We start from the raw sequence: 8,986 nt of genomic DNA on the forward strand, positions 1-8,986 counted from the left end.
ACATGCAAGGCCATCCCGAAACGGCGTCAAGTCATTTGCGCAGGCCAGTGGTGCACAGCGTACCGAAGGGGAGTTGTGTGCTGCGGCCGGAGCAGGACGAAGGCGGGCAGCCGAAGGCAATAATCGCCAGGAAAATTTTTCGCCGCTAAAATCGGATGGATCCCATTTTAGCTTTCGCGAAAAATCCTGGCGCGCCTGATGATAAAAAAAGCGACCAGATTGGAAAATCCCATGCCAACGTAGGTATCGATATTGATACGTTGCAATTCGGCCAATGCTTGTTCTGGCGCCTCCACTAACGGTTCCTCGCCAGGTGCGGCACGCTGGTCTTCCACTTCTTGGGACGCTTGCCAAAAGAAAAGATAGGGGCTGATGGTGGTTCCAAATACCGCCAGCACGGCAAGCAAGTAATTTGATTTGACCGATAAAGATGGCATAAGGGTCTGGTAGGCTACCTCACTCCATGGTACCTTGACTACAAATACGGTGGCCACATAAGCGAGCAGTGCAAACGTTAACGTTTTCAAAATAGGCGCATAACGTGGAAATGGCACGAAAATTTGTAAGCCGAGTGAGAGCAGGCCAAAACCGATGGCATACCAATGAGCCGGTCCCCCGATGAGCAGTTTGAGTGCTGCGCCCATGGCGCCAATATCGGCGGCTATATTGATCGTATTGGCGATCAGCAACAATAAGACAATGCCGTACAGTAGCCAGGGCGGATAATGCCGACGAATGTTAGCCGCCAACCCTTGCCCGGTCACCCGACCGATGCGGGCGCTGATGGTCTGAATACCCACCATCAACGGGAAGGTGAAAAGTGCGGTCCAAAGAATTGCGTAGCCAAACCCAGCACCGACTTGGGAATATGTGGCGATGCCGCTTGGGTCATCGTCAGCGGCACCGCTGATGAGGCCTGGGCCAAGTTTGGCCCACAAAGACTGTTTTTTGCCGGACGTTGCCGCTGGCTTGCTAGATTGGGTCATACTCTTTGCCGATTTAACGGCAGCGAATCAGCAGATGGCTTAGCAGAAAACCGGCAGTAGCCGCGATACCCATTGTGGCTATGGGGTTTTTACGGACAACATGGCGTGTTTTCCTCATCAGTTGTCGCTCGGCATCCAGTAAATCTTCGCTTTTTTCTCCCAGTAGTTCTGCTGTCTGATCCGCCGCATGGGCGATCTTATCAAAGGTGTCGTGTGCGTGGTGCGATGCTTTATCTAGGGTGTCCATAATCATTTTCTCGTTAGTTACAAATAGTTTTCTGATTTCGGCTCACTATACCCCTACCCCTTAAAATCAGTCTGTACGGCTGCGTACAATAGGCCAAAAACCTAGCAATGTTTTCTAGCGCACGGTGGAGGTGATTAGGTGGCTGTTTATTGAAATGTAAAGAGGCGCCATTTAGTTTATTTCGCACAATGCGTATGGGCGACATTAAAGTCGACTTCCGTAATGGATTCTTTGTCCATGCAAAAGCCAATACGGTACTGGTTTCAATTCCGTTTTGCACGAAGCAGACAACGGTGCTGATACCGTTTTGCTAGTCCCTTTTGCCTTTTCCTGTTGCTCGAAACGCTGGGTAGCGCGTAAGCAGATATTGAAGGCTTCGCTTTGCGTATTGGGGAAGTCTGCACTACCGCCCTGTGGGGTCTTCCCTGGATGGGAGTCGGGTGATAATGCCTCAGGAGATGGACTCGGAACGGCCTCTGGAAGTTGGGCTTCGTTAGATCCGGCAACCGGGACTCCTGGCGTGTTGGTAGCGGCTTTTTCGGCCTTACAAACCATCGGCAATGTCATGATTAGAATTAATCCAGCAACTGAATTACGCATGTTAGAACTCCACTAAGAACGGGCTTCAAGAAAAACGATTGCTGCTGCCAATATACGCCCCAGCTTTAGGTTGTCCGTGCGATTCCACACATACCGTTATATGGCGGTCTATGTTGGTTTCCGCACTGTGTTTGCGATCGGGTGGGCATATGCTGACCCATTGTTGACGCGATGCTAGGTGATATCAGGAAGCGTCCCTCATGGGTCTACAAACCCAATATCACATAGCGACAATCTAAAGCGGGTTCCTTGATGAAAAATTTCCCAATTGTTTGCGTCGGCGGTTCGGCTGGCGGCCTTGACGCCTATATTCGGCTATTGAAAAATCTGCCGGCTGACATGGGTGTGGCTATCGTCATCGTTAATCACATCACAAAATTTCCAACCTTGTTGCATGAAATTCTTCCAAACTACACAACCATGCCAGTTGATCTAATCGCGAAAAATTTGATGATCGAACCTAATCGTGTCTTTATCATCCCTGAAAATCGGGATTTACACGTCCAAAATGGAGAATTCCGTCTAGAGCCTATATCCAAGCCTTGTGGCTGGCCTGATGTCATCACGGTTTTCCTGCGTTCGCTTACTCGCCATTGGGACGGCAAGCTTATTGCCGTTATTGTTTCTGGCTATGATGGCGATGGGGCCGCAGCATTGTGTGACATAAAAGCAGTAGGCGGCATTACCATCGCGCAGCAGCTTAGTACGGCTCTCCGGCCTGACATGCCGGTGAGCGCAATTGACACTGGGTGCATCGATTTTATCCTATCGCCTGAAAATATCGCTCAAGAAATTATGCGAATTGCGCACGCTGAAGCCTAAGAAACGCTTCAAACCTGACTGATTCATAAACACCCTTCCCTAAGAAACCCCTTGGGGTTGGTTCGATACCGCACAGACCCGCAACTTTGTGTTGCTTATCATTAAAAGCATATCATTGGTATCACAATTCGTGTTGCTGTTTATGAACATCGGGTCATAGCCCAACACAATTGTCATCAATATTTAAACCATCAATTTTTGGAGAAAGCCATGAACAAATTAAGTCAATTAAAAGGTAAGGCTATGACGTTTAGTCGCAAAGTAGAAGGCAGGATACTGCCACCGTTGCTTTTATGGATGCTCGGTGTACCAGGAGGGATTTGTGTGATTCTTTGGATATTTTTCTTTCGAGGCAAATAAGCTGTAGCCGTTTAATAAGGGCATTATAAATCGAGACACCGTCTTATGGGGACTGGACTATAACTGAATTTAAGTCATGTCATGTGCAGCAATTTGTAATGATGGCTTGCTTGGCGGGTGTCTGCTGACTGACGCCGCCGAACAACGCGTGTCCGGTCCCTACTGGGACAATACTACCCACAAAGGGTACTCTTCTGGTAAAAAAATGCCTTCCCGCTGAAAGCCCAGGTGGTGGCTGATGATGATATTGACCACCTGGCCATTAGTGTTCGCGTGCCTGGTGCTGTGCATCTGATTCTGAGCCTAACGGTCTGCACACCCTGCAAAAGTGACCGGCCAGGAACTGACGGGACAACAGCAAGCCTTCAATTCCCAGTTGGGCGCCGTCAGGGTTAGGGTGGAACATGGCATCGGCTAGGTAAATTGTGGGCGATCATGGCCAACCGCTTCCGGTGTTCCCATCTGATTTATACGGCCATCATGCAAACGGCCTGTGGTTTGTTCAATGCCCTGACCCAGCGATGGCAAATGGCTCAATTTGCTTATTGTGTGCATAAGCTCTTGTCGTATCGTTCTACATCATGTTGAAATAAGGATTGCAATGGCGAAAAATAATATCCCGCGTCACGTCGGTTTCATTCCCGATGGGAATCGCCGCTGGGCCACAGATCATAGCTTCCCAAAAGAGGCTGGATATGTCCATGGTATTAATCCGGGGTTGCTGCTGTATGAGAAATGCAAAGAACTTGGGATAGAGGAGGTTTCCATTTATGGATTTACCCAGGACAATACTAAACGGCCTTCCATTCAGAAACAGGCATTCTCCGGAGCCTGCATCACTTTCGCTTTCGAGATTGCACGCCGCGGAGCGGCTCTGCTTGTTGTCGGCGATGAGACATCGACTCAATTCCCCAAAGTGTTAACAGAATTCCGGCAGCGCCAGGGTGTCGGAATGAAGGTAAATTTACTCGTCAATTATGGCTGGGAATGGGATCTGGCCGGTCTTAAAAACGGTGGCCTGCGTTCAGATGAAGTTACACGTCTGGATTTGATTGTACGCTGGGGAGGAGGACGCCGATTGAGCGGCTTTCTCCCGGTACAATCGGTTTATGCCGATATCTATGTCAGGGATGAATATTGGCCAGATTTTGATCCGCAGCATTTTGAGCAGGCACTCGCCTGGTATAAAAAACAGGATCAGACACTCGGCGGGTAAGATCGTGGACCTCCAGTTTTAATATGGGAACGGGGGAAATAAAAGTGCGCCTGTTCTGAATGGCATCGAACGCCCCATGGGGCAATCCAACAAAGAAGGAATCATTATGAAAGGTTTTGTACAAGATATCGAAGATCTCGCAGTTAAGAACGACGAGTTTCGTCGAGTAATTTACACGGCAAAGCACTGCCAGCTTGTCCTCATGGCGTTAAAGCCCAAGGAAGAGATCGGTGCGGAAGTCCACAAGCTCGATCAATTCTTTCGCGTTGAGGAGGGGGCCGGTGAGGCGGTTCTTAATGGCGTCAGGACGGTGATCCGCACCGGCTTCGCGGTAGTTGTCCCGGCTGGGATAAAGCACAATATCATCAATACCGGCAGTGTCCCACTGAAACTCTATACTCTCTATGCACCGCCGAACCATCGGGACGGTGTCGTCCATCACACCCGAGAGGATGCCGACGCCGACAACGAGCATTTCGACGGCAAAACGACCGAATAGGTTAATCGCGTGTCCCTACCACTTTGCCTTTTCAGGCAAAATGAAATGATTTAATAGACATCTTTCCTAAATGTTGCTGACCATATAAACGTTGACAGGTTAAAATTGGCCCGGTGATCCTTTTGATACCCAAAGGGCACAAGTAAATCGGTGATCCTGTCCCATCAGGTCATTCAGGCATTTGACTTGGCAAATGTCGACCATCAGGTATAGCAAACCTGCCAACACCAGCAGTACGTTGATGTTTTCCAACCTGGCCAGGTTGGCACCGCATTTGTCCATGACCACTTTTTCGGGCAAACCATAGCCATCAATGGCTTACTTGAAGAAACCGGTGGCCGCCGCTTCGTCGCGGCATTCGGACAGCATAAAATTAACCGTATCACCAAACTTGACGACCGCGAGGTACAGTTAAACTCATTCGCCTTTGATTTTGATGGTCGTCTCGTCCATACGCCAAGAGCTTATCACTGATACTGCCCGTATTGGCTTTATCAGCAACACAATGCGTGCGGTGGGTATCCATTCAATTGCCATTACCGCGCGTAAAGGCGCTCTGGCTTAGTGCCTATGGCCGACAATATCTGCTCTGGACAGTACCTGATGAGCCGTATTTTGGGCATTGCCATTCACTAGCCCAAAAACAAGCCGCCCTCTCCGGTATTGCGGACTTTTGTAGATTTTATGATTTCTCCAGAAGGACAAGGTATTGCCGCAAAAGCCGGTTAAACAACTGTGCAAAAGTCTTTTAACAGGCAAGCCAGATTTTTAAAGGCTTGCAGAGATAAAAATGTTAAATGATTTATGAGCGGTTACTTATGTGCCGTTGCATTAAGCCGAACACCTATCAATTTCATTTTATGGCATTCAAAATAAAGGGTAATAGTGACATCTGAAAATATCGGCCAGGATCAATTAAAGGAGCATAAGCGACGGATTGCCTTCCATGAGGCGGGACATGCGACGGCTATTTATTTCAACAATAAAGCCAGAAATCTGCCGCCAGTTTTTTTTCAAATTAATCTTAAAAACATAAACGGAAAGCCTGAAGAATATCTTAAGACACGTCAGACAATGCATGATGACTGCATTGTGGGAGTTGAAGGAGGCCGGTTAGTCGAGTTTCTGCCCTCATCTATCGATGCTTTGGCGGATAACACAACAAGCCATGATGAATCCATGGCTGATTTAATAAAAGCCATTGAAGCCGACATCATTAACCTGCTTATAGGGCCACTAGCAGAAGCCAAATATGTTGCCGATACTGACGGTGAAATATTTAACCAGAAATTAGTCAACTTGAACGCATTGAAGCATTATGGCGGACGCTCTGATCTTGCGCTAGTTAATGACTATTTACAAAGCTTTTCTCCATACAAACAACAGCAGGACAAGAAGCGGGATGAATTGTTTTCTATAGCGTTTGGCTTCATAAAAGATCAGCAAAGCTGGGCGGCGATTACCAAATTGGCCAACTATATTATCGATGGCAACAAAATCCTTATCGGCTATGAAGAAGTTGTTTCATTATTGGGTTGCCCTATTGATGATTAGTCATTTTTTAACTGACCAAAAAGTCAATTGTCAGAACATGTGCGAAGGCGGCTTTAAAAAGCCATGAAACGGGTATTTTCAATGTGTTATGAAAATACCCGGCAAGTTATAAAGGAACTTTATTTGCCGATGCTGGCACATTCGCCTCTACCGCTTTATTCGCATGAGATTGCGGTGAATAAATTCATCCTAAAACCTTACCTGATGACATAATAACCCTAAGGAAAATAATGACAATGACACTATTTCTAATTTGTAGAAGCAATAAGTTTTCATGATCTAAATACATAGCCATTAAATATCAATAGGTTAATAAAATATCAAAAATTTAAAAAAGTATGCGGAATGTCGGTTAAGCCTTTGTACCCTTAAAATGGCCTAAAAAGTCGAATATTGCGTATATAGTTGCCATTTTGAACAGCGGCCCATATTATCCGACTTGCGCAAGATTTCCGTGTAATCGCGCCTGGGTTGATTAAATTCTTGCCCCAGACCGAATTAACGGTTGTCTATCGATACAAGCCATTTGCGTAACGCCGATTATCACTGCCGCATATTTTTCTTGCGACACGTCTACGGTTATTGCGCTTAGCGGCTCCCATTTTCATAAGGGGAGTCGCTATTTTTGCGAAAGATTGCTTCGGCATCCTTGCCGGTCAATCAGCAAAAATCACGCGACCGCTTATGCCTTCGGCTGCCCCAGCCGTCCTGGTCACTCGCTCGCCACCCAACAAGGGGTGGCTCACATGCTCTCCAATGACTCGACGCGATTTCGTATAGCCTGCATTTTCACTTCCGCTTCGCTTCGTGAAAACTCAGGCACTATCGCTTCTGGGGACTACTCGACTCCTGTCTCGCAGCGGTAGTCATTATTTATGATCGTTTCAGTCTTACAGACAAACTCCGATGAACAGTATCCAATTTTGCACGAAAGCACTTTCTTCCACTATGGCGCTTATGAGAGATCTATGGTATCCGGTACTCGAAAGCGTAGAACTCACGCATAAGCCACTTGGAATCGAACGCCTTGGACAGAGAATGGTCTTCTGGCGTACTGAGGATGGACAACCTCATGCGCAAATCGAACGGTGTCCGCACCTTGGTGCGGCGCTAAGTGCAGGACACATTATCAGTGATCGGTTAGTTTGCCCTTTTCATGGATTTGAGTTTGATGGCTCTGGCGCTTGTGTTCACATTCCCGCCAACGGCAAGGAGTCTACAGTACCAAAAGGCATGTCAGCCACCAGTTTTACTTTAAGTGAAACCCATGGGTTTATCTGGCTCTGGTGGGGTGATGCTCAGGATGAATATCCGGGGGTTCCTTTTTTTTCTATTCTGGAAACTGGCTGGAAATACCATACAAACATCGTTGAATGGCCGGTCCACTACACCCGGGCTATTGAGAATCAACTTGATGTGGCGCATTTGCCATTTGTTCACGCGAATACGATTGGGACTGGCGGAAAAAGCTTCGTTGATGGCCCGTATGTCGAAGCTGACCAACAAGGGATACGGGTCTGGGTCACCAATCATCAGGATCATGGGCAACCGCATCTTGCACGACAGGAACTCGCCAAGGAAGCCGATGGCAAGGAACCTAGCTTGAGTTTCCAATTCCCAGGAACATGGCTGTTGAATATCAGTTCTGACCTGAAGAACTTTATTGCGTTTGTGCCGGTTAACAATCAGTCAACCCGCTATTATCTGCGCCTCTATCACCACGTTCATATACCCATCATTTCGATGCTATTCGAAAAAGTAATGGGGTTAAGCAATTTATTTATTCTTAACCAAGACAAACGAGTAATTTTGAAGCAAACCCCGACAAATAGTTTAGATGCAAACCAGGATCGGTTTATCTGCGCAGATCGCGCAATCATCGAGTATAGGCGGCACCTCAAAAAATCGCTCAAACTGGGGGATACTTCAGAACACACTGTAACTGATCTTGATATTTCTAATAAGTAGTGCTTGACCGTAAGCGCGTGGGTTTTGTCGCCAGGGCGATCAATGGAGAATAACGGACAACCCAGCGGTTCAGGGTCGCATGGTCCGCGGTGACACCGCGCTCCGCCAAAATCTCTTCCAGATCACGGTAGGAAACGCCATACCGGACATAGAAGAAAACCGCGTACAAGATAACGTTTTTCGGATCGTGGACACCTTTAAAGCTGATTTTCATAGTCTGGCAACGAAAATGAGCAGATTATCTCCAAAGTTTGGGATATTTGCGACAAAACCCACCCTGTATGCCGCCGGTGTCGCTTAATCAGCTTCGGACTCTATAATAATGTACGGTAGGCGTATTGTCCCACTGATGATTAGGGAATGATGATTCCACTCTCGGTAACAAATTTGGGTGCGAAATTCTGGTAGAGGTGGCCGCTCCAATGCTGTGCAAGGCGAAGAATATTGCTGTAGGCGGCATCTGAAATATGAGGGCGATTTCCGTTATCGGGATCGGCATCTTGTTCAGAAGCAGAACGCCAATTCCCCGGACATTGAAAATTTGCGCTTAAGGTAGCTGCGGTATAAACCATGGGGGTCAGTATAGATTCCTTAATTAAGTGGACCCCATTGTCCAGACAATATTTAGCCTAGTTTAAGATAGTGTCATTGCCATTGCAGCGGATTGGCGCTGCCCCGTTTCTCCGTTTGAAGCATTTCGTTTATCGCTAAAATGATCTGCTATTTTTGCCCCG

Annotated in this window: 10 protein-coding genes and 1 pseudogene; 6 read left to right on the top strand and 5 right to left on the bottom strand. The window is 47.3% G+C overall.

Translation table 11 applies throughout. The features are described from left to right. Nucleotides 1–167: 167 nt before the first annotated feature. The 3 genes from AADEFJLK_RS13700 to AADEFJLK_RS23980 all read right to left on the bottom strand — a co-directional run bounded on the left by AADEFJLK_RS13700 (nucleotide 168) and on the right by AADEFJLK_RS23980 (nucleotide 1,833). Complete coding sequence (locus tag AADEFJLK_RS13700; protein WP_103974665.1) at nucleotides 168–986, bottom strand: NRAMP family divalent metal transporter; 819 nt, start codon at nucleotides 984–986, stop codon at nucleotides 168–170. A gap of 13 nt (nucleotides 987–999) precedes the next feature. Further along, entirely contained in the window at nucleotides 1,000–1,233 is a 234-nt protein-coding gene (locus AADEFJLK_RS13705; RefSeq protein WP_232463696.1) for a hypothetical protein, read from the bottom strand. A 204-nt stretch (nucleotides 1,234–1,437) separates the two neighbouring features. Beyond that, nucleotides 1,438–1,833 carry a hypothetical protein gene (locus tag AADEFJLK_RS23980; RefSeq protein WP_146054599.1) on the bottom strand — a complete coding sequence of 132 codons (396 nt, stop codon included), beginning with the start codon at nucleotides 1,831–1,833 and terminating at the stop codon, nucleotides 1,438–1,440. A 252-nt stretch (nucleotides 1,834–2,085) separates the two neighbouring features. Between AADEFJLK_RS23980 and AADEFJLK_RS13710 the strand changes: the two genes are divergently transcribed. The 6 genes from AADEFJLK_RS13710 to AADEFJLK_RS13735 all read left to right on the top strand — a co-directional run bounded on the left by AADEFJLK_RS13710 (nucleotide 2,086) and on the right by AADEFJLK_RS13735 (nucleotide 8,252). Continuing rightward, on the top strand, nucleotides 2,086–2,655 hold the full coding sequence (locus AADEFJLK_RS13710; RefSeq protein ID WP_088621003.1) for a chemotaxis protein CheB: 570 nt from the start codon (nucleotides 2,086–2,088) through the stop codon (nucleotides 2,653–2,655). 210 nt (nucleotides 2,656–2,865) lie between these two features. Beyond that, on the top strand, nucleotides 2,866–3,015 hold the full coding sequence (locus AADEFJLK_RS24560; RefSeq protein WP_157679468.1) for a hypothetical protein: 150 nt from the start codon (nucleotides 2,866–2,868) through the stop codon (nucleotides 3,013–3,015). Nucleotides 3,016–3,616: 601 nt separating this feature from the next. Further along, nucleotides 3,617–4,231, top strand: a complete 615-nt coding sequence (locus AADEFJLK_RS13715; protein WP_088621004.1) for an undecaprenyl diphosphate synthase family protein — start codon at nucleotides 3,617–3,619, stop codon at nucleotides 4,229–4,231. Nucleotides 4,232–4,307: 76 nt separating this feature from the next. Continuing rightward, entirely contained in the window at nucleotides 4,308–4,730 is a 423-nt protein-coding gene (locus AADEFJLK_RS13720; RefSeq protein WP_249028049.1) for a cupin domain-containing protein, read from the top strand. A gap of 885 nt (nucleotides 4,731–5,615) precedes the next feature. Then, entirely contained in the window at nucleotides 5,616–6,284 is a 669-nt protein-coding gene (locus AADEFJLK_RS13730; protein ID WP_232463715.1) for a hypothetical protein, read from the top strand. A 906-nt stretch (nucleotides 6,285–7,190) separates the two neighbouring features. Next, nucleotides 7,191–8,252 (top strand): aromatic ring-hydroxylating oxygenase subunit alpha, encoded by a 1,062-nt coding sequence (locus AADEFJLK_RS13735; RefSeq protein WP_103974666.1) that lies wholly within the window; start codon nucleotides 7,191–7,193, stop codon nucleotides 8,250–8,252. A 34-nt stretch (nucleotides 8,253–8,286) separates the two neighbouring features. On the opposite strand, the pseudogene AADEFJLK_RS13740 reads toward AADEFJLK_RS13735, so the two are convergent. Then, nucleotides 8,287–8,466, bottom strand: a pseudogene (locus AADEFJLK_RS13740) (IS6 family transposase); the annotation flags it as partial. 139 nt (nucleotides 8,467–8,605) lie between these two features. Then, complete coding sequence (locus tag AADEFJLK_RS23985; protein ID WP_146054600.1) at nucleotides 8,606–8,824, bottom strand: hypothetical protein; 219 nt, start codon at nucleotides 8,822–8,824, stop codon at nucleotides 8,606–8,608. Between the last annotated feature and the right edge of the window lie 162 nt (nucleotides 8,825–8,986).

It is taken from the genome of Methylovulum psychrotolerans, from assembly GCF_002923755.1.
Taxonomy (GTDB): Bacteria; Pseudomonadota; Gammaproteobacteria; order Methylococcales; family Methylomonadaceae; genus Methylovulum; species Methylovulum psychrotolerans.

Coding starts and splice junctions, on each gene's coding strand:
- AADEFJLK_RS23980 (WP_146054599.1), bottom strand. CDS start 1,833: ATGCGTAATTCAGTTGCTGGATTAATTCTAATCATGACATTGCCGATG.
- AADEFJLK_RS13715 (WP_088621004.1), top strand. CDS start 3,617: ATGGCGAAAAATAATATCCCGCGTCACGTCGGTTTCATTCCCGATGGG.
- AADEFJLK_RS13705 (WP_232463696.1), bottom strand. CDS start 1,233: ATGGACACCCTAGATAAAGCATCGCACCACGCACACGACACCTTTGAT.
- AADEFJLK_RS13710 (WP_088621003.1), top strand. CDS start 2,086: ATGAAAAATTTCCCAATTGTTTGCGTCGGCGGTTCGGCTGGCGGCCTT.
- AADEFJLK_RS13735 (WP_103974666.1), top strand. CDS start 7,191: ATGAACAGTATCCAATTTTGCACGAAAGCACTTTCTTCCACTATGGCG.
- AADEFJLK_RS23985 (WP_146054600.1), bottom strand. CDS start 8,824: ATGGTTTATACCGCAGCTACCTTAAGCGCAAATTTTCAATGTCCGGGG.
- AADEFJLK_RS24560 (WP_157679468.1), top strand. CDS start 2,866: ATGAACAAATTAAGTCAATTAAAAGGTAAGGCTATGACGTTTAGTCGC.
- AADEFJLK_RS13700 (WP_103974665.1), bottom strand. CDS start 986: ATGACCCAATCTAGCAAGCCAGCGGCAACGTCCGGCAAAAAACAGTCT.
- AADEFJLK_RS13720 (WP_249028049.1), top strand. CDS start 4,308: ATGGGGCAATCCAACAAAGAAGGAATCATTATGAAAGGTTTTGTACAA.